The sequence below is a fragment of the Acidithiobacillus sp. HP-2 genome (genome assembly GCF_015100155.1).
GTDB lineage: Bacteria > Pseudomonadota > Gammaproteobacteria > Acidithiobacillales > Acidithiobacillaceae > Acidithiobacillus.
Genome location: NZ_JACKZA010000019.1, coordinates 1 through 19698, shown reverse-complemented (window position 1 = coordinate 19698; position 19698 = coordinate 1). Strand labels below are relative to the sequence as shown.

Sequence of the window (19698 nt, the reverse complement as noted above, 5' to 3'; positions counted from 1 at the left end):
AGGTCAAAGCCTGCAGGTCTGCCATCACAATGCGGCCATTATACCGTGTTTTCAAGCCCGCCAGGTCGGGTGGGAGGAATGTTTTTTGTCTGATTGGTCAACCCTGAATCCTCGCCAGCTGGAGGCGGTGACGCTTCCCCCTGGTCCGGCACTGGTACTGGCTGGTGCCGGTTCCGGTAAAACCCGGGTACTTACCAGCCGCATCGCGCATCTGCTCGAAGAAGGCGTGCATCCTGGAGAAATTCTGGCCGTCACCTTCACTAACAAGGCGGCACGATCCATGCGCGAACGCCTTGATAAAATGGTCGCCATGGAACTGCGCGGCCTGTGGATGGGGACATTTCACGGCCTCGCACATCGCCTGATTCGCCTGCATCATGAAGCACTGAAGTTGCCCGCTGATTTTCAGGTGCTGGATTCCGAAGACAGTCAGCGTTTGTTGCGCCGCCTCATGCGCGAGGCGCAGATGGACGAAAAGCAGTGGCCACCCCGGGCGATGGCGGGGCGCATTGGCCGCTGGAAGGACGAAGGCTGGGGACCGGAACAGGTGTTGCGCTACGAGGGACCGGCGGCTGCGGCTTTTGTGCCGATTTATCAGGCTTATGAAGTCGCCAAGCAACGCTCCGGGCTGCTCGATTTTGGGGATTTGCTTCTGTATGCCCTGAAGCTTTGGGAGTCTCCGGAGATTCTGGATCATTATCAGCGACGTTTTCAGCATATTCTGGTGGACGAGTTTCAGGATACCAATGCGGTGCAATATGCCTGGCTGAAAGGGCTGGCGCGACATGGCCAGATTTTTGTGGTTGGGGATGATGACCAGTCCATTTATGCCTGGCGCGGCGCACGGGTCGAGAACCTGCTGCGGTTTGGTGAAGACTTTGCGGGTGCCCGGGTGGTGCGCCTGGAGCAGAATTATCGCTCGACTGCTGCCATTCTCCAGGCCGCCAATGCGGTTATTGCCAACAATCCCGAGCGCATGGGTAAAACCCTATGGACCGCCGAGCCTGGTGGCGAAGCGGTACACCTGTACACGGCGTACAATGAATTTGATGAAGCCCGTTATGTGATCGGGCGGATTCAGCAGTGGCAGGATCAGGGCGGGCGCCGTTCGGATTGTGCCATTCTTTATCGTTCCAATGCCCAGTCCCGTGCTTTTGAGGAAGTTCTGGTGCGTGAAGGTTTGCCTTATCGGGTTTATGGCGGCCTGCGCTTTTTTGAGCGGGCGGAAATCAAGGACACCCTCGCCTATTTGCGCCTGACCGCCAATCGTCATGATGATGCTTCGTTCGAGCGGGTTGTGAATGTGCCTTCGCGTGGCATCGGGGCGGTCAGTGTCGAACGGCTGCGCAATCTTGGCCGCGAAAAGGGTCTGTCGCTCTGGCAGGCGGCCGGAGAACTGAATCAGGCAAAAATCAATGGATTTTTGAATCTGGTCGATGCGCTTGCCGGGCAGACCCAAGAGCAGGACCTCGACAAGCGCGTGGAAATTATTTTGCAGCATACCGCCCTGCGCGAATGGCACAGTCGTGAAGGCGACCGGGCTGAAGGCCGCCTCGAAAACCTCGATGAACTCATCAATGCCGCGCGTGCGTACGGCCAGGACTGGCATGCTGATCCGCAACTGGGTGAGCTGGCACCGCAACCTGGCAACATGCTTTCCGAGTTTCTCACCCATGCCGCGCTGGAAGCGGGCGATGGGGCCGGAGATGCCTGGGAAGACTGCGTCCAGCTGATGAGTTTGCACAGCGCCAAAGGTCTGGAGTTTCCTCTGGTTTTTCTGGTGGGGTTGGAAGAGGGTCTGTTTCCGCACCAACGTTCTTTGGAAGATGGTCAGGGTCTCGCGGAAGAACGCCGCCTTTGTTACGTGGGCATGACCCGGGCCATGCGCCTGCTGGTGCTCAGTCATGCTGAAAGCCGGCGTTTGCACGGCAGTGAAAGAATGAGCATGCCCTCCCGTTTTCTGCGGGAAATCCCCCAGGGGCTTTTGCAGGATTTGCGTCCGCGCGCGCGCATCAGTCGTCCCGCCATGGCGCTACGACCTGCAGCCCCGGAAATGCCGTATCCGCTGGGCTCCCGTTTACAGCACCCGGTATTTGGCGAGGGGACGGTGCTGGATTACGAGGCAGGCGGTCGTCAGGGTCGAATCCAGGTCCAGTTCAGTTCGGGGGCCAAGTGGCTGGCTTTGGGTGTAGTGCAATTACAGCAGTTGCCCTGACATTCAAAAGCAAAAACTGCCAAAATCACTGCAAAGCTGTCAAAGCAACGGTCGTTTTTAGGAGAATGGGAGGAGCGTGATGAAAATATGGATGGGTATGCTGCTGGGTGTGGTTTTGTCCTTGTTTGCCCTGCCATTGTGGGCATCCGTCAACATCAATACCGCAGATGTTGCTGCACTGGATAGTTTGCCGGGTATTGGTCCCGCCAAGGCACAGGCTATTGTGGAATATCGCAAGGCGCACGGATCTTTCAAAACTCTCGATGATCTTGCCCGGGTGCGTGGCATTGGCAGCAAGCTGCTGGAAAGATTGCGCCCCTCTCTGGCACTGGATGGGCAGACGACGGCTCTATCGTCCGGCACCGGTTGTTCGGCCGGGAAAGCGGCTTCGCGAAAAAAACCGATACCAGCCGGAGAAGAGCATGCTGTCCGCCGTGGCAGTCGCGGGTATATTCTCGATGGTGGCCCCGACAGTAATGCCTTTCATTACCGGCATTTTTCCCTGCAGGAATCGTCCTGAACCCGCAAACGAGTGGCTATAGCCCCTGGCGGCGTTGTAATAAAATCCGGTGGTATTCTTCCGGATCCTTGCAGAAAGTGATGGCGCCAGGGCGGCGGAAGTGCACCGCATCCAGCCGGAGCAGCCAGAAGCGCAAGGCGGCTATCCGGAGCATGGCAAACCACAGGGGGGCTTCGTCATCCCGCAGCGGACGGGTCGCCACATAAGCCTCCCACAGTGCCACACTGAGAGAAGGATCCAGCTGGCCGTCAGGGCGTGCACACCAGCTGTTCGCGACGACTGCCAGATCATAAAGCCAGGCATCATCGCCTGCGTAATAGAAGTCGATGGTGCCGGAAATCTGTTGTTCTGCGAAGAGCACGTTGTCGGGGAAAAGATCTGCATGAATGACCCCTCCCGGTAATTTTTCCCGCTGAATGAGACTTTGATAAGCCAGTTCATCGATAATTATCTGGTTGTCGGCAGGATCCAGATGCGGCACCAGATGACGGGCGGTCTCCTGCATCCAGGGCAGTCCCGCAGGGTTGGGGTGGCGCTGGGGAAAGTCCTCTCCCGCCAGGTGCATTTGCCCCAGTAATTGCCCCAAAGCGCGAATTTCCGTCAGCGTGGGGGCTCGCCCTTCAATGGACCGGCCCTGAAGGCATTGCACAATGGCGGCAGGTTTGCCGCATAAGCTATTCAGGCTTTTCCCGCTACGGGCGTGCATAGGGCGCGGGCAGGGAATGCCATGGGTGCTCAACCAGTCGGTAAGATCCAGAAAATAGGGAATTTTGGCGGCGGAAAGGCGCTCAAACAGGGTCAGCACAAAACGGCCCTGGTCCGTATCCAGAAAATAATTACTATTTTCGACGCCCGCAGAAATGCCGGTCAGGGAGATCGCTTTTCCCAGATCATAGTCTTCCAGAAATTGCGCGAGCTCCTGATCGGAGACATTGGTATAAACAGACATAGATGCAGTTTTACTCTAACAGGGCTTCACCAGCGAAATATAATCCACTGCGGAACACTCAGGTGCTCCGCAGCGGTTTGCGGAACTTCCGTGAAACGCCCGGTGCCGCCCTTGTCTTCCAGATAGTAGGGCGGGAAGGGTTTGGGTGGAATGACCTTGACCATGTAAACCTTGCCGTTGACCTTGTATTCCTCGATTTTGGATCCGGTCGGTGCCTTGATCTCGGCATTGGGACCGATTTTTTGCGGGGCAAGTTTGGGCAGATGCAGTTTTTGGATGTTTTGTTGTGCTGAATTGGGTAGTGCAGCATCCGTATCTGCCAGGGCAGTGGCGGCGACACCCAGCGCAAGGGCGGCAACCATGGTGGTAATCATGATATGAGTAGACATGGGAACTCCCTGAATATCTAAAGGTTGAGAAGGGCTTCTGTTTCGGCGGCCGATGGGGCAAAACCGCGCTTTTCATAATGGTTGAATATAGCCGATACGACTTCGTCAGGATCATCAATGACGGTAATCAGATTCAGATCTTCAGGGTTGATGGTGCCAAGGCCGAGCATGGCTTCCTGCCACCAGGCAATCAGCCCGTTCCAGAAATCCGAGCCTACCAGAATAATGGGCATGCGCCGGGTTTTGCCGGTTTGCACCAGGGTCAGACATTCGGCCAGCTCATCCAGTGTCCCGAACCCGCCGGGCATGACGACATAGGCGACCGCATATTTCATGAACATGACCTTGCGGGAATAAAAGTGCTCAAAGGAAATGGCAATGTCCTGATAAGGATTACTGTGCTGCTCATGGGGAAGCTCAATATTCAGCCCGATACTGTAGCCGGTGCCGTGGAAAGCCCCCTTGTTGGCCGCTTCCATGATGCCGGGGCCGCCGCCGCTCAAAACCGAAAAGCCCGCATTGGAGAGTTTTTCAGCAATTTCCTGGGTTTTCAGATACCAGGGATTGTCGGGACCCAGGCGGGCGGAACCGAAAATGCTGACGCAGGGATCCACGTCCACCAATTTTTCATAGCCGCGCACAAATTCCGCCATGATCTGGAAGATTTTCCAGGCCTCGCGGGTGAGTCGTCCTTCTCCCCCGTCCCGTAGTTTTTCTTCCTCAAGATGCGCCCGCATGCCTCGTTCCCGTGTCAATGATGGAGATTTTCCGTATTATGACGGAAATTCGCTAACAAGTCCCAGATCATGCCCCAAGACCCTCGCATTCTCGTTGACGCCTCCAGTTTCCTGTACCGGGCTTTTCATGCCCTGCCGGACTTGCGCGCGCCGGATAATCTGCCTACCGGGGCGATATTCGGGGTGGCCAACATGCTGCGGCGCCTGGCGAAAGAATATCCCAGTGATGAAATCATTGTGGTTTTTGATGCTCCCGGAGGGACTTTTCGTGACCGGCTTTATCCGGAATATAAAGCCCAGCGTCCAGCCATGCCGGAGGATTTGCGCGCCCAGATTCCGCTCCTGCATGAATGGATTCAGGCAACGGGTCTGCCGCTGGTGCTGGTACCGGATGTGGAAGCCGATGATGTCATCGGGACACTCGCGGGCTCTGCGCAGGCGGGCCAGCAGGTGATTATCGTGACGGGTGACAAGGATATGGCCCAGTTGGTCAATGATCAGGTCACCCTGCTGGATACCATGAAGGGCGTCAAAACTGACGTGGTCGGGGTATGGGAACGTTATGGCGTGGGCCCTGAGCGTATCGCCGATTTACTGGCGCTTACGGGTGACAAGGTCGATAACATTCCAGGGGTGCCCGGAGCGGGGCCTAAAACAGCGGCCAAATGGATTCAGCAATATGGCAGTCTGGAGGGCGTTCTGGCTCACGCCGATGAAATCGGTGGCAAAATCGGTGAGGCACTGCGGGCCTCTCTGGACTATCTGCCCCTTAGTCTGGATCTGGCCACGATTCGCTGCAATCTCCATCTGCCGGAGCAATCTTATCAACGTGTTCCCGAAAACACCCAAAAATTGCGCAGCCTCGCCCTGCGCCTGGGCTTTCATGCCTGGCTCAAGGAATATCCAGCCGAACCGGGTACCGAGAATAATACCGAGGTTTCGGTAAATGAAAGCGCTGCGGGGGGATTGATGCCCATTGATCGCAGCCGTTATCGGGCGATTACGACCCCCGCAGCACTGGAAAACCTGCTGCAAAAGTTGCAGCAGGCGGACTTGGTGGCACTGGACACGGAAACCACGGCATTGGACCCGCTGAATGCCGGTCTGGTGGGTATTTCCTGTGCCTGGCAGGAAGGGGATCAGATTGAAGCGGTTTATATTCCGGTAGGACACCGGGATGACTGCACACAGCTGGCGCTGGATCATGTTTTAGCAGCGTTGCGGCCCTGGCTGGAAAATCCGCTGGCCGCCAAGCTGGCCCAAAATGCCAAGTATGACTGGCGGGTGTTCTGGCGTTACGACATTCATCCGGCAGGCTTGTGCCGGGATACCCTGCTGGAAAGTTACATCCTGGACAGCAGCCAGAATAGCCACGATCTGGATACTCTGGCGCAGCGCCATCTGCAGCACCAGAACATTACCTACGAAGAAGTCGCGGGCAAAGGCAAATCGGCGCGCAATTTTGCCGACGTGCCCGTAGCCGAGGCCTTACCCTATGCGGCTGAAGATGCGGACGTTTGCTGGCGGATTGATGCCCAGCTGTGGCCACGCTTTGCCAGTGAGCCGGGCCTGCAGCGCGTCCTGATGGACATTGAAATGCCGCTGGTGCTGGTGCTGGCGCGTATGGAACAGGCCGGTGTACGGGTGGACAAGGAGCAGTTGAAAACCCTCAGCATGGAATTGGGCAGGGATATGGCCGCTTGTGAAGCCCAGGCCTTCGAGGCAGCCGGACAAGCGTTCAATCTCGGTTCACCGAAACAAATCCAGGAAATTCTTTTTGATAAAATGCAGTTGCCGGTCCTGAAAAAAACGCCCGGTGGCCAGCCCTCTACCAGCGAGGATGTGTTGGCCCAGCTGGCGGTTCAGGCGGATCTCCCCCGACTGATTCTGGAATATCGGGGAATGGCCAAGCTGAAAAACACTTACGCAGATGCCCTGCCGGAAATGATCAACCCCCGGACAGGTCGGGTGCATACCCATTTTCAGCAGGCCGTGGCGGCCACCGGACGCTTGTCCTCCAGTGCGCCGAATTTGCAGAATATCCCGGTGCGTACCGAGCAGGGTCGGCGTATCCGGCAGGCATTTGTTGCCGAAGACGGATTTTATCTGCTGAGTGCCGATTACTCACAAATTGAATTGCGCATCATGGCCCACCTTTCCCGGGACGCCCGTCTTTTACAGGCTTTTGCCGAGGGCCAGGATATTCATGCTGCGACGGCTGCCGAAGTGTTCAATCTGGCTCCGGAGGCGGTGGACAGTGATGCCCGGCGTGCGGCCAAAGCCATCAATTTCGGCTTGATATATGGCCAGACCCCCTATGGCCTCGCCCAGCAGCTAGGCATTGAACAGAGCGCTGCCCGGGCTTACATGGATCGTTATTTCGAGCGCTATCCGGGGGTGCTTGCTTACATGGAGCAAACCCGCGTTCTGGCAAGACAGCAGGGTTATGTGGAAACCCTGTTCGGTCGCCGTCTGTATGTGCCGGAAATTCGCTCCAGTAATGCGGCACGGCGAAACTACGCCGAGCGGGCTGCCATCAACGCACCCATGCAGGGTACGGCGGCTGATCTGATCAAAAAAGCCATGATTGCCGTAGATGCCTGGTTGCAGGAAGACCCCGGCCGGGGCCGAATGATTTTGCAGGTGCACGATGAGTTGATACTTGAGGTGCCTGAGAGTGGTCTTGAAGCTGCCCGTGCCGCCCTCAAGGAACGTATGGAAGGCGTGGCAGAGTTGGCAGTTCCCCTACTGGTGGGCCTCGGGGTGGGAAAGCATTGGGATGCTGCGCACGGCTAGCCTTTGCTGGGCGTAGCGCCAGTACTGAAGCGGAACATTTTCATGACGGCGTTGTTATCCAGTTGCTCGCCGTTGAGTGCCATGGCAAGCAGCTCGCCACCCAGTACCTGGGGAGCAATGATCATATCCGGCTGGACCCTGCGCACCCGGCCAAGATTTTTACTGTCGTTGACTGCGGCAACGGTTTTGGCAGAGCCTTCCATTTCCTTGACCGCCAGCACCACGAAGGCGTTTTCTGAATCATCTGCGCGCAGGGCGAGAACCGCCAGAGCCTGCTCGGCACCGGCACTGCGTAATATATCGGTGTCACTGGAGTCACCGATAATCAAATCATCCGCCTGATAAATGGAGTCATCGGGTTGGTGTCCCATGATCATGATGACGGGTAAATTACGACTTTTGAGTTCGCGATAACTGTTGCGCGCCAGCGGCGTATCGCCCGCAATGATGTAATGATTTTTCAGAGTCATGCGGCGTTTCTCTCCTTGTAGCGCCGATTGCAGTCGGTTATTGATTGCAGGAACAATAATGGCTGATAACGAAGTGGCAAATACGGTGATTCCCAGCACAATCAAAGATACCACAAAAAGTCTGGCCTCGTTGGAAACGGGCAAAACATCGCCATAACCGACGGTAGACATGGTCACTATGGAAAAATAAAGTGCCTCCGTCAGGCTATGAATATGCGGTTTGAAGCCGTCACCCAGAATATAAGCACCGAACACCCCATAACCCATAACCATAATGGCGCCCACCAGTGCAAACAGGGTGCCGGTGGCGAGACTGCTGTGATTAAAACGACCCCGGAAAATCCATAAAAAAAACACCAGAACCGCATTGTAGTAAAGCAATGTTGAAATATGTTGGGGATGGCGGTAAATACCAACGGCAAGAACCGCTGATGCAATAGTCAGAACAATGGCCCAGGCGAAACGTGAACGAAATAACAGTCCCAGCGACATGATCAGCAGAATGATGCCTGCAGCACCCTGCGGAAGGCCACGAAAAGCGTCCAGCACAAAGCCGCTGGACATGTCTGCAAGGCTGCCGACGTAGCTCAGGCCCAGCAACTGTCCGATGGCCGGAAGAATGTTGAAAAGCCCCAGAAAACCTACCGCTGCAGCAATGGGGGTATGTGGATACCAGCGGTCAAGCTGCAGGCGTCTTGCCCAGCGCTCAACACTTCCTCGCCAGCGGCTACGCCAGTTCGGGCGTAAAATATGCCAGGGATGAGGCGTGTGACTGAACTTTTCCGACATGCCTCACTCAAACCCGAGGAGTAACGAATTGCTTGTCTGGATCCGGTCTACCCTCCCTGGCCGGATCATGAGTCCTCCCCTCCCTTTGAGGGCTCGTTATTAACCCCGGCAGAAGTCGGGGTTTCTTTTTGTTCGCCGGGTGCCAGCCAGCCGGCAATCAACTGATGCAATTCGTCCAGGCCCTGTCCGGTCTGCGCTGAAAACAGTTGCATGGCAACTCCCTGCAATTCCGGTATCCGCCGCAATCGGGCCATTTCCTGCAAGGCCGCCCCCCGACTGAGTTTGTCGGCCTTGTTGAGAAGGACGTGGACCGGGCGGCCACAACCCGCAGCAAAACCAATCAGATCAGCATCATGCGGCCCATAGGGATGGCGAATGTCCATGACCAGAATCAGGGCGCGCAGACTGCTGCGTCGGCGCAGGTATTGTTCCAGTAATGGACCCCAGGAACGCCTTAAGGCCTCGGGAACTTTGGCATATCCATAACCGGGTAGATCGATGAGGCGTTGCCCGGGATCCAGATCAAACACGTTGATGGCCTGCGTGCGGCCGGGCGTGCGACTGACGCGTGCCAGGGCGCGACGTTCGGTGAGCATGTTGATGGTGGAGGACTTGCCCACGTTGGAACGTCCGGCAATGGCCACTTCGGCCCCATCATCCGGGGGGAGTTGTTCCGCCTGGGTCACGCTGAGGCGAAAGCTGGCCCGACGTAACGGGGCAAAACGGAAAGGTGTTGGGTTGGTATGGTTCATGCTGAGAGCATAGTCGTCGTCAGTTGGTTCTGGCAATCTGAAAGTCATGCTCAGCGAGCTTGCTGCCACTCGGTCCAGGACCTAGACTGCGAAAAAACAATTCAGGTGGAATAATTCACTGAAAAAAATAGGGAGAACAGGTTTGCAAGCACATGTAGATGGCCTTGCCTGGCAGCACCCGCGCTGGCGATTGCTGGTACAGTTTTTGGGGTCCATGCGGCTGGCGGTCAGTCTGCTGGTATTACTGGCCATTGCTTCGGTGATCGGCACTATTCTCAGTCAACAGCAGCCTTACCAGAATTATGCCATGCAGTTTGGGCCGTTCTGGTTTTCGGTATACCGTGAACTCGGTTTGTACAATGTGTACCGCACTTTGTGGTACACAGCGATTGTGGCCTTTCTGGTGTTATCCACGGCAATCTGTGTCACTCGGAACAGTCCCCGGATGCTGCGCGAAATGCGCGAATTTCCAATCCGTCAACGCGATACCGTGATTTTGGGTCAGGATCATTGGGTGCGTATGGCTACGGCGTTGCCTATGGCTCAGGCACAAGAGCGCATTCTGCAAGTGTTGCGGGCCGCTGGTTATAAACCCCGCGTGGAACAAAAAGATGGCGATATGGCCATTGCTGCCCGCAAGGGCCGCTACCATCGTCTAGGCTACTTTCTCACCCATATTGCGATTGTCGTCATTTGTGCGGCGGCACTGTATAACGCCGACGTGCCCGTTAAATGGGCAGAATGGCAAGGAACACTCAAACCAGAGCAGAATTTTGATCTTCCGCTTTCAAAAATCCCCCGGACGGCCTGGATGTCCCAAAACAATCCGGCCTATCGGGGGATTATCACGCTGCCCGAAGGTCAGACCGCCAATACGGTATTTGAACTCGCCGGTAATGGTTACCTGGTGCAGCCCCTGCCTTTTCGGATTCATTTGCAATCATTTCATATTTCTTATTATTCCACCGGAATGCCCAAGGATTTTACTTCCCGGGTCGTGCTCTACAGCCCGCAGGGGAAAGTCCTCAAAACGGGTGATGTCCGCGTAAATCATCCCATGGCCTATGATGGGGTATATATATATCAGTCGAGCTTCAGTGATGGGGGTTCATTGCTGCATATGAAAACCTATCTGCTTGGAGCCTCGGGTGCCGCCCCCGGCGAACTTTCCGGGCGGGTGGGGCAAACCCTTCATGCAGGGAATTCTGGCTACGCTGTCGATCTGAAAAACTTCAATCTTTACAACATCGTGCCGAAGGCGGCGGTGGGCGAAAAAGCCACTCCCGATCATCCGACCCTCAATCTGGGCCCCAGTTTTACCTACATCATTCACAATCCCAATGGTCAGGCCGCCGAATTCAAGACCTACATGACACCCATGCGGCGGGGTGGGCAAGGTTTTTTTGTCCAGGGATATCGCGAGGCATTGGGAGATGCTTACCGATACATATATATCCCTACCGGGCCTAACGGGAGCATTGGTTTGTTCATGGATTATCTGGCGGCCTTGCAGTCTGCGGCCCGTGCGGGTGCCAACGCTTCTCAGGCTATTTTCACAGAGACCTTCCAGCAGGTTGTTGCCCGTCATGCTCCGGGAATGAGCACGACGGATCAATCCCGTTTTTTGCAGGCGGGTATGCAAACCTTGGTGCAACTGCACGATTACCCCATGCCTTTCATTTTATCGTTAAGTAGTTTTGATCATCGCTGGGCAGCCGGCTTGCAGGTGACCAAGTGGCCGGGGACCATTGTAATTTATTGGGGATGTGTGGCCCTGGTGCTGGGCATTTTCATCCTGTTTTATATTCCCCAGAAGCGTATCTGGCTCCGCCTTCGTCCCCGGGGACAGGAGTCCGAGGGGGTAGAGTTGTTGTTGGGGGCTTCTGCAGACCGCAACCGCCTGGATTTTTCCAAAGAGTTTAAGCGATGGACCGGGACCTTGGAGCAGGCCCTGGGCGTCGATTATGCCGAATACAAGGAGCAAAAAGGTGACCAACACACGCGTTGAAAGCTGGACAGAATTAAGCCCGCAGCCAAGCCGGTGGGCACAGTGGAAATTAAGAGACTGGGCATGGTTTGCTGGATTGAGCGTTGCTGCCGGAAATATTTTGGGTCTTTACGGTAGCAGTTTTGGTTACTGGCAGTTTGTGGTGTTGGCTGCCTGGTATGGTGCCTTACTGGTGGCTGGGCTCGCCTGGCGACCCGTGCAATTGGCGACCTTGGGTATTGTGTTGCCCGCCCTGTTTGCCGTGTGGCTTTACAGCATCGGCCAAAGCACCGCAAATAACCTACTCCTGCGCGACATTTTACAGGGCTACGCGGCGGTTATGTGGATGTCCGCGCTGCTGCTCGCCGCCACCGCCTGTTATCTGTTTTATCTTTTTAGCGGACGTGAACGGGTGGGTCAGTGGGCCACAGCCCTGACCTGGGCTGGCGTCATCATGGGATTCATTGGCCTTGGGGTACGGTGGCGGGAAACCTACCTGGGCCATCCGGATTGGGGGCATATTCCGGTAAGCAACCTTTGGGAGGTTCTGGTCCTCTTTTGTGCTTCTACGCCCTTGTTTTACCTGTATTATGAAAAGCGGAATGAAGCGCGTGCCCTGGGCGCCTTTGTAATGTTCGGGTTCAGAGAGACAAATGTGTGCTTAAGCCTGAAGTATTCGAGCCGGACTGGCTGGAACAGCATGTTGATTATTTCCGGTCACCTGTTCAGGGTACGGAAGGTTCCTCTTGGGGTGGACAGGCAGGGGTTGTGGAAGGGCAACCGGTTGGCACGCCGCCTCCACCTCCGCCACCTCCCGGAGGCGTATGCTTTCAGGCAGATGGCAATGGCTGGTTAAGTCCGCTATTGGGTGGAACCTTGGTCAATCTGGGCTGGCATGGTGGTCAGGCATTCTGGTTGCCGGCGGGTGGTCAACCCATACCCGTGCCACAGATCACACAAGCTGCGCAGGTTCCTCCACCACCGGGTACGGGACTGATCTGGTCGACAGATGCCAGTGGCTGGCAACAACCCGCCTGGCAGTCTGCACCGGGAGTCCCGCCAGCTCCGGCAAAACTTGGCTGGTATGGGAACCCGCACAGCCCAACCCCCTGCTGGATCGCTGGCGGACAGAGTATTCCGTTTACCCTGGCAGTCGCACCCGTAGCTGCGACACCACCTCCTCCTCCAGCGATCATGTAGTCGCCTGAATGAGGAAGCTATAAGATGTCGGACGCAGATATTTCTCCGCCGCCGTATTCAGAGGAATGGCTACGCCAGCGTGGCGCTAAATTTGATCCGCGTACAGGGAAAAAAGTGTCACCAGCACCCATTGTTAGTGATGACGATTCTCTACGGAGGAGAGGTGACTCAGGCGAAGACAAACCCCCGAAGGAGAATGAGGAGCTGGGGAACAGTCCTTCGGGAGAGGATGATAACGGTCATAAAGATCCGATTGGTCCATCCGTTGGCCCAAATGGGAAAGAACCTACTGACGACAGATCAAAAGATAAGATTCCTGTGGACCCACCTCGGAAATCAAGAAGACTCCCGTTGATCATCGGTTTTGCGCTGGCAATAGCCGCAGTAATAGCTGCTGAACAATACATTGTACCGATGCTTACGCATAGCTCGCGTACGACAAAGGTCAAGCAGGCCGTTACCAGTTCTTCGACTAATCAGGTGCCTGAAAATTCAACAACGAGGACAGTAACCTCACCACCACCAAAGGTCCCAGTCGTGCCGATAGCGAAGCCAAATAATGCAATACCCAAGCTGTCGCCGAATGTACATGAAGAGATCCTCACGCCTTCATTGCCTACATCGACGCCTCCTGCTCAGGTTGCTCCGGTAAAGGCCGCTCCGGTACAGGCCGCGCCACCGGCTAATAAGATCATTAAACCAAACGTAGTGCCAGAAACCTTTCCAGCGCCAGTCAAGCATCATGGAGAAAATAATGCGCAGTACGAACAACAGCATTTAAATCAACTAATGTCCCCATTGGGTTAAACGATCAACTAAAGGAGAAAAAATATGAGCCGTTATATGAAGTTCCAGACTAAGAGTCTTGTAGGGATGGGTGTTGCAGCAACCTTGTTGGCTGGCTGTGCTACGAATCAGGGAACAGTCGCACCACCGCTACCTATCCCGCTGGCTTCTGCGCAGGGATATGCCCAGCAAAAACAGCAGGGTATCAACGTAACACGTCAATTTGTAGGACTTTGGGCGAATGCGAAGCACAGTATGCAAGCGAATTTTGCTAATTGTCTAGCAGTATCCAACGCAAATAATAGCAGTCCAGATGCTTGCTGGCGTCAATTAAAATCTCAAGCCACAGGCTATGCAAATCAATTTTCCGGACTTTATGCAAGTGGACTCCAGCCGGATCAGCAACAACACTTCGCTATGGCGCGGCAATCTGCAGTGACCTATTTCCAACTGCTGGAGACCTACTCGAAGCAGTGTATTGATGACTTGAGTGGGTGCATGAGAAAACAAGATCCAACAAAAATTGCTATTAAAGATGCGAAAGATAGAGTGAACCAGTTACTTTCCGGAACAGTAACTTCTGGTTCCATAGGTGCGGGTGTGAATTTTGAATCCAGCCAGGTAAATAATGGGCTATCTGGCTTGAGTAATAGTCCGGCGGCAGTTGCACCCTCTGCACAAGTCCCTGCTTTGCAGGATGTGCCCAGCAACTAATAACACGCCGATTCTAATAAAATTGATAATCTGTGGTGGATAAAGGAAGCCATAAAAATGTTAGGCATATTTTTCTTTTTTATTTTAGTTTTTGGTGGACTAATTGCCATAGCAATAAAGTCCTATAACGGCTTGCAGCATCTCGCGCAGCAGGTGAAGGAGTATCACTCAAACATTATGGCTTCCATGAAAAAGCGCGCCGATCTGATCAATCAGCTTATTTCAGTCGTCTCTGGCTATGCAGACCATGAAAAACTTACTCAGATAACCGTTTCAGGCAATCAAACGGCGATAGGCGACTCTGCCAACTTGTATCAACAGGGTTCATCAACATTGGGAAGAATTCAGGCGATAGCTATGGGATTCCCGGATTTGAAAGCAAATCAAAATTATCAAACACTTATGGGTGAAATTACCAGGGTGGAAGACCTTATTCAGAGTCGGCGCGAACAGTACAATGCCATCGTGCGCAAATACAATGCAACTCGTGTCCAGTTTCCTCATGCTCTCTGGGCTAATAAACTAGGATTTCCAGAAGCGCCTTATTTTGATGTGGAAAATGCAGACGATTTGCATAATCTGCAAAATTTCAAAACAGATGATGGAGAAATGCTCCGCCAGGTTATGTCTACAGCAACTACCAGAATCACATCTGGTGTTGCATCTGGTGCAAATAAATTAGCGTCTTCTACGGGTAAAATGATTGAACAGGGTAAGGCAAAGTTGGCAGAGTCTCAAACTGAGAGCCAAGAAGATGTAAGTGTTAGCCATAAGTCTTCTGGTGATTCGCCTTCCCATATTGAAGAGCCTGTACGAGAAATAAGCATCGAGAATCCTATCGATTCAGGTTTGGCAAAAGACTAACACCGCTCGTTATGAGTATACGAAATTTTTTGACAGCGTTGTGGCAGTATGGAATAGATCATATCGAGATCATGATATTAGAACGAGTTGGTCTGATCGCAGTGCCGATAATACTTGCCATCGGATTTGTGTTGCTAGGTCTGTTTTTTTTATCTTCACGTGTCGATGATAGACGTCATCATATAGAGTTTTCTCACAAGGGCATCGGATTATCGGCAGATTCTGAGAATATAACGCGCTTGGAAAAAAAACCGTCGACCATGGTTGCTTTGGTTTTAGTTTTTTTTATCGGCAGTTTTGGGGTGTTTTATCTTGCACCGGTTTTGGGAATGGCCTTATCTCTGATGGTTCTCGTTTCCAGTCTGATCATTTTTGAATCATTTCGGTGGTTTTTGGTTGTGCAGTTTGTTTTATGGCTCTGCTCGCTAGGAGTTACTGTGTTTCTATTGAATAAAAGATCTGTAGGATCATGGTATAAGGTTCATTAATTTTTGATTGTTAATGAATATTAATATTCCTGTTTTGGATGACTAAAAAACCAGCGAAACAGGACCAGATACATTCCCTGCAAGGCGACGGCCAATAAAAACGGGGTCACCAGCATTTCGGCTTCAAAGAACAGTCCGGCAATGCTGGGTCCGATGGCTCTGGGTGCTTGCAGGGATAAACTGTTTACAGTGGCTGCCAGACCGCGTTTGTCTTTTCCAACCAATCCCAGAAACAATGCCTGCCGTGATCCGATACTGCCCTGGTTCAGCGCCGCACGAAAAATGTAGAGCAGCATGGCCAGCCAGAATACGGGCGCAAAAGGTAAAGCCAACATCATAATCAAACCCAGCAGGCGCATGCGGGTCACCGTACCAACCATGCCAAAACGTCTGGTCAGGCGTAATCCCAGAAGCGACATGAGCGCCGCACTGAAAAAGGCCAAAGCCATGGCCGCACCAATAGCGGCAGGACCTACGCCAAAGCGTAGATGAAACCAGTAGGCCATCAGTGGACCGACCATGCCAATCCCTAATCCGTTCAAAGCATTGATGGCGCCAAATCTCAGCAGAACTCGTCCTACAGACGAAGGCTTGCCCGCAATGATCTCAGGGTTTTTCAGTTTTGTGGCAGGAGCGGTATCCTGATCAAGACCTTCAGCCGATAGGGAGGACTCTCCAGTGCGGAGCAAAAAAAACAGGCAAAACAATGAACCCAGTAACACGACTATAAATAAAGACCGATATGCTTCCGGTCCTGGCAGCACCCCATTCAGTAGTCCGGGCAGCGTCGCCAGCAATGCGCCAACGGCCATGCCTGCCAGTCCGACACTGGTATTCAGGTGGAAAATCTGCCCCCATTGCTTATGGGAAACGCTCCGGGACATCCAGGATTGTTCGGCGGGGGCGAAGGGGCCGGCACCACCATTAGCGCCCCTTCCAAAGGCACCGAGAATGGCCGCCAAGCTGAGCCAGACTGGCTGGGCCGTACTCAAGGCGATGATTGCGGCACCAATCTGGATGCCCTCATAGCCCAACAAAAAGCGTTTGGCGCCAAAACGATCGCTGAGTGGCCCAACAATCAGGGTTGCCAGCGCGCCTACCAGCAAACTAACCGAATATAAGCCGCCGATATGGATGGCTGACCAATGCAAGGCATGGAGATAGAGGGCAAAATCTACGACCAGTGCACCTTGGCCGACACTCCGGGCGACTCGTGCAGCCATGAGCAGGCGGGCATTGCGAGGAATGTCTGAAAGCAATGAGAAGGACAGGTTCAGTGGAGCAGCTTATTGGATTTCATGATGGGTACGGGTAATCTGATTGTGCGAGTCCACATACACGAGTCGAGGCTGAAATTCCGCAGCCTTTTCTTCAGCGATTTGCGCATAGGCGGCAATAATCAAAGTGTCGCCCAAGGCGACGCGGCGTGCGGCTGCACCATTTACAGAGATGATCCCCGAACCGGGCGCTGCAGAAATGGCATAAGTACTGAACCGGTCGCCGTTATTGACGTTATATATGTGCACCTGCTCGTAAGGATAAATGCCCGCGCTTTTCAGCAGGTGCGCGTCAATGGCGCAGGAGCCTTCATACTCCAGTTCCACAGCGGTAACCCGAACCCGATGCAGCTTGCCCTTGAGTAACGTGAGCAAAATCATGAGCGGTCTTCATCCTGCTGGTGCTTTTTGGCCAGGCGATTGACGCCCACCGCAACAATGATCAGAAGCAGGGGGGTTCCGACCATGATCACAATTTCTCCCCAGAGACTAAGCATATTGAGAGTATCTCCCGACAAGTTTAATGGTTACTGAGTTTACCCCTTGCAGGGTAATGGGGGAATGGTTGCAGCCATCCCAAAACCGGGAGATGACTGCTGGATCGCCGGAAATTACTTGTTGATGAGGCAGGACTTCATCAAGGTTTTACGCTCCGCGCCTTTTTTGCCTTTGGCATCGGCATTACAGGTCTTCATGCGTTCCTAGTGGGGCGTGAGGAATTTGACAGTATGTGTCGCCGTTTCGGCGAATGACAAGGCGTGGACAGCAAGGGACAGGCAAAGCAATGACATCACAGTTTTTTAAGCATCGTTCGTCCCTTTTCTTTGGTAGGTTATACAGCATAAATAATATTACATGTCCGTAAGTTAGCGGCCAACAATAGTCAGATTGGCCGGTACGTTACATGAATGATTACGCCTCCATTCAGCGCGGCTTGCGTAAATGCTAAGATGCGGCCTACCCGATCAATTGCGGATTATTTATGACTATGAATACAGAACAGGCAGAAGCACAACTTGCGCTAGGCACAGTGGATATTCTTCCGGAAGGAGAAATATCCAAACGTCTGGAGCTCGCGGCAGAAAAATCCGAACCATTGCGAATCAAGCTCGGTATGGATCCGACCGCTCCTGATCTTCACCTCGGCCATACGGTATTACTCCATAAGGCACGACAGTTTCAGGATATGGGGCACAAATTATTATTCATCGTAGGTGATTTTACAGCGATGATCGGTGACCCGACGGGCAAAAATGTCACCCGCAAGCCACTCAGTCGTGAGGAGGTGACCGCCAATGCCGAAACCTACCAGCGCCAGGTCTTCAAAATTCTTGATCCTGAGCACACTGAAATACATTTTAACTCCAAGTGGTTGGGCGCGTTGGCTCCAGAAGCACTGATCCAGCTTGCTGCACGTTATACGGTGGCCCGGATGCTGGAGCGCGATGATTTCAGCAAGCGCTATGCAGCGAATCAACCCATTGCCATCCACGAATTTCTCTATCCCCTGCTACAAGGATATGACTCGGTGGCCATCAAGGCGGACCTGGAAATGGGCGGGACTGATCAGCGTTTTAATCTGCTGGTAGGTCGGGAACTCCAGCGAGAATACAGTCAAAAAGCGCAAATGGTGCTGACCATGCCGATTCTGGAGGGCCTCGATGGGGTTCAGAAAATGTCCAAATCCCTGGGTAATTTTATTGCTGTAGAAGATCCTGCTGTAGAAATGTTTGGCAAGATCATGTCCATTTCAGATGTTTTGATGTGGCGCTATTACACGCTGCTCTCCCGGGTCTCTGTTCAGGAGCAGGAACGATTACGGCGAGGAGCAGAAGCAGGATTGCTGAATCCTCGGGATATAAAACTGGATCTTGCCGAAGAACTGGTGACCCGTTTCCATAACAAAGAAGAGGCAGAAGAGGCGCGTAAGACTTTTCTGGCCCGCTTTCAGCGCCATGAAACGCCGCAGGATCTACTCTTGCAGAGTTATGCCTTCGATAGCTCTCCACGCCTGGCGCAGGTGCTGGTACAGGCTGGTTTGGCGAGCAGCAACAGCGAAGCCATGCGTAAAATCCGCGAAAATGCTGTGCGGGTGAACGGCGAACGCGCAGGCGATCCGGCGATAACGCTGAATATTGGGGAGGAGTATCTTCTGCAACTCGGTAAACGCCACTTTGCCAGGGTGGCGCTCTGCGCGGAGAAAAACGCTAACTAACAGAATATAAAGACTTCCTGATGGTCGAGCCCGGAATACAGGAAAGATATTAAAAAATTGTGTTGACACCCCTCGAACCCTGCGTATAATGCGCCCTCACGACGCGGCGTTGAGCCGCACCGGACTCCGGTCCGGATGTTCTTTAAAAGCCGAGTGGAGATGTGTGGGGTTTAGGCCCATGCTGTATTTGGGTGCGATTTATCGTACTGGATATGGCAGAAGTTGAACAAATTGTTGGATTGAACTTAAGAGTTTGATCCTGGCTCAGATTGAACGCTGGCGGCATGCCTAACACATGCAAGTCGAACGGTAACAGGTCTTCGGATGCTGACGAGTGGCGGACGGGTGAGTAACGCGTAGGAATCTGTCTTTGAGTGGGGGACAACCCAGGGAAACTTGGGCTAATACCGCATAAGCCCTGAGGGGGAAAGCGGGGGATCTTCGGACCTCGCGCTGGAAGAGGAGCCTACGTCTGATTAGCTAGTTGGTAGGGTAAAGGCCTACCAAGGCGACGATCGGTAGCTGGTCTGAGAGGACGACCAGCTACCGA

Annotated in this window: 19 protein-coding genes and 1 rRNA gene; 12 read left to right on the top strand and 8 right to left on the bottom strand. The window is 53.7% G+C overall.

All coding sequences use genetic code 11. The annotated features are described in order from the left end of the window. Window positions 1–85 precede the first annotated feature (85 nt). Both H7F11_RS13800 and H7F11_RS13795 read left to right on the top strand, forming a co-directional pair. Window positions 86–2215, top strand: coding sequence for a UvrD-helicase domain-containing protein (locus H7F11_RS13800; RefSeq protein ID WP_193650804.1), 2130 nt, complete (start codon window positions 86–88; stop codon window positions 2213–2215). 79 nt (window positions 2216–2294) lie between these two features. Then, window positions 2295–2735: a ComEA family DNA-binding protein gene (locus H7F11_RS13795; RefSeq protein WP_010640790.1), complete on the top strand. Its 441-nt coding sequence runs from the start codon at window positions 2295–2297 to the stop codon at window positions 2733–2735. 16 nt (window positions 2736–2751) lie between these two features. Here H7F11_RS13795 and H7F11_RS13790 read toward each other — a convergent pair whose 3' ends face one another. Genes H7F11_RS13790 through H7F11_RS13780 form a run of 3 tightly spaced genes read right to left on the bottom strand, consistent with a single transcriptional unit; the run spans window position 2752 to window position 4810 of the window. After that, a complete protein-coding gene (locus tag H7F11_RS13790; RefSeq protein ID WP_193650805.1) occupies window positions 2752–3684 on the bottom strand; it encodes a homoserine kinase in 933 nt (310 codons plus the stop codon). A gap of 26 nt (window positions 3685–3710) precedes the next feature. Then, a complete protein-coding gene (locus H7F11_RS13785) occupies window positions 3711–4073 on the bottom strand; it encodes a DUF2782 domain-containing protein (RefSeq protein WP_227485515.1) in 363 nt (120 codons plus the stop codon). Between the two features lie 17 nt (window positions 4074–4090). After that, entirely contained in the window at window positions 4091–4810 is a 720-nt protein-coding gene (locus tag H7F11_RS13780) for a TIGR00730 family Rossman fold protein (protein WP_193650806.1), read from the bottom strand. Window positions 4811–4879: 69 nt separating this feature from the next. On the opposite strand from H7F11_RS13780, the gene polA reads away from it, so the two are divergent. Beyond that, entirely contained in the window at window positions 4880–7606 is a 2727-nt protein-coding gene (polA, locus tag H7F11_RS13775; RefSeq protein WP_193650807.1) for a DNA polymerase I, read from the top strand. Here polA and kch read toward each other — a convergent pair. Together kch and yihA are read right to left on the bottom strand one after the other, a co-directional pair. Next, complete coding sequence (gene kch, locus H7F11_RS13770; RefSeq protein WP_193650808.1) at window positions 7603–8865, bottom strand: voltage-gated potassium channel protein; 1263 nt, start codon at window positions 8863–8865, stop codon at window positions 7603–7605. The genes polA and kch overlap by 4 nt on opposite strands. A gap of 65 nt (window positions 8866–8930) precedes the next feature. Beyond that, window positions 8931–9665, bottom strand: a complete 735-nt coding sequence (yihA, locus tag H7F11_RS13765; protein WP_227485514.1) for a ribosome biogenesis GTP-binding protein YihA/YsxC — start codon at window positions 9663–9665, stop codon at window positions 8931–8933. 94 nt (window positions 9666–9759) lie between these two features. Here yihA and H7F11_RS13760 point away from each other — a divergent pair, with 94 nt between their 5' ends. The 7 genes from H7F11_RS13760 to H7F11_RS13730 all read left to right on the top strand — a co-directional run bounded on the left by H7F11_RS13760 (window position 9760) and on the right by H7F11_RS13730 (window position 15656). Then, entirely contained in the window at window positions 9760–11625 is a 1866-nt protein-coding gene (locus tag H7F11_RS13760) for a cytochrome c biogenesis protein ResB (RefSeq protein ID WP_193650809.1), read from the top strand. Beyond that, window positions 11606–12460 (top strand): hypothetical protein, encoded by an 855-nt coding sequence (locus H7F11_RS13755; RefSeq protein ID WP_193650810.1) that lies wholly within the window; start codon window positions 11606–11608, stop codon window positions 12458–12460. The genes H7F11_RS13760 and H7F11_RS13755 overlap by 20 nt, the downstream gene beginning before the upstream one ends. A gap of 8 nt (window positions 12461–12468) precedes the next feature. Continuing rightward, the gene (locus H7F11_RS13750) at window positions 12469–12804 is read left to right on the top strand and encodes a hypothetical protein (RefSeq protein WP_193650811.1); all 336 of its coding nucleotides are present in this window, start codon (window positions 12469–12471) and stop codon (window positions 12802–12804) included. 24 nt (window positions 12805–12828) lie between these two features. Further along, the gene (locus H7F11_RS13745; protein ID WP_193650812.1) at window positions 12829–13611 is read left to right on the top strand and encodes a hypothetical protein; all 783 of its coding nucleotides are present in this window, start codon (window positions 12829–12831) and stop codon (window positions 13609–13611) included. A gap of 24 nt (window positions 13612–13635) precedes the next feature. After that, a complete protein-coding gene (locus H7F11_RS13740; RefSeq protein WP_193650813.1) occupies window positions 13636–14304 on the top strand; it encodes a hypothetical protein in 669 nt (222 codons plus the stop codon). A 57-nt stretch (window positions 14305–14361) separates the two neighbouring features. Next, entirely contained in the window at window positions 14362–15168 is an 807-nt protein-coding gene (locus H7F11_RS13735; RefSeq protein WP_193650814.1) for a LemA family protein, read from the top strand. Window positions 15169–15239: 71 nt separating this feature from the next. Then, window positions 15240–15656 carry a hypothetical protein gene (locus tag H7F11_RS13730; RefSeq protein WP_193650815.1) on the top strand — a complete coding sequence of 139 codons (417 nt, stop codon included), beginning with the start codon at window positions 15240–15242 and terminating at the stop codon, window positions 15654–15656. Window positions 15657–15676: 20 nt separating this feature from the next. Here the strand turns inward: H7F11_RS13730 and H7F11_RS13725 are convergent, their stop codons facing one another. The 3 genes from H7F11_RS13725 to H7F11_RS17310 form a co-directional block, all read right to left on the bottom strand. Next, window positions 15677–16915 (bottom strand): MFS transporter, encoded by a 1239-nt coding sequence (locus H7F11_RS13725; RefSeq protein WP_227485513.1) that lies wholly within the window; start codon window positions 16913–16915, stop codon window positions 15677–15679. A gap of 27 nt (window positions 16916–16942) precedes the next feature. Next, window positions 16943–17314, bottom strand: a complete 372-nt coding sequence (gene panD / locus H7F11_RS13720; protein WP_227485512.1) for an aspartate 1-decarboxylase — start codon at window positions 17312–17314, stop codon at window positions 16943–16945. 230 nt (window positions 17315–17544) lie between these two features. Continuing rightward, complete coding sequence (locus H7F11_RS17310; protein WP_227485520.1) at window positions 17545–17628, bottom strand: PsiF family protein; 84 nt, start codon at window positions 17626–17628, stop codon at window positions 17545–17547. Window positions 17629–17915: 287 nt separating this feature from the next. On the opposite strand from H7F11_RS17310, the gene tyrS reads away from it, so the two are divergent. Together tyrS and H7F11_RS13705 are read left to right on the top strand one after the other, a co-directional pair. Beyond that, the gene (gene tyrS, locus H7F11_RS13710) at window positions 17916–19148 is read left to right on the top strand and encodes a tyrosine--tRNA ligase (protein WP_193650816.1); all 1233 of its coding nucleotides are present in this window, start codon (window positions 17916–17918) and stop codon (window positions 19146–19148) included. 241 nt (window positions 19149–19389) lie between these two features. After that, a 16S ribosomal RNA gene (locus tag H7F11_RS13705) occupies window positions 19390–19698 on the top strand; the annotation flags it as partial.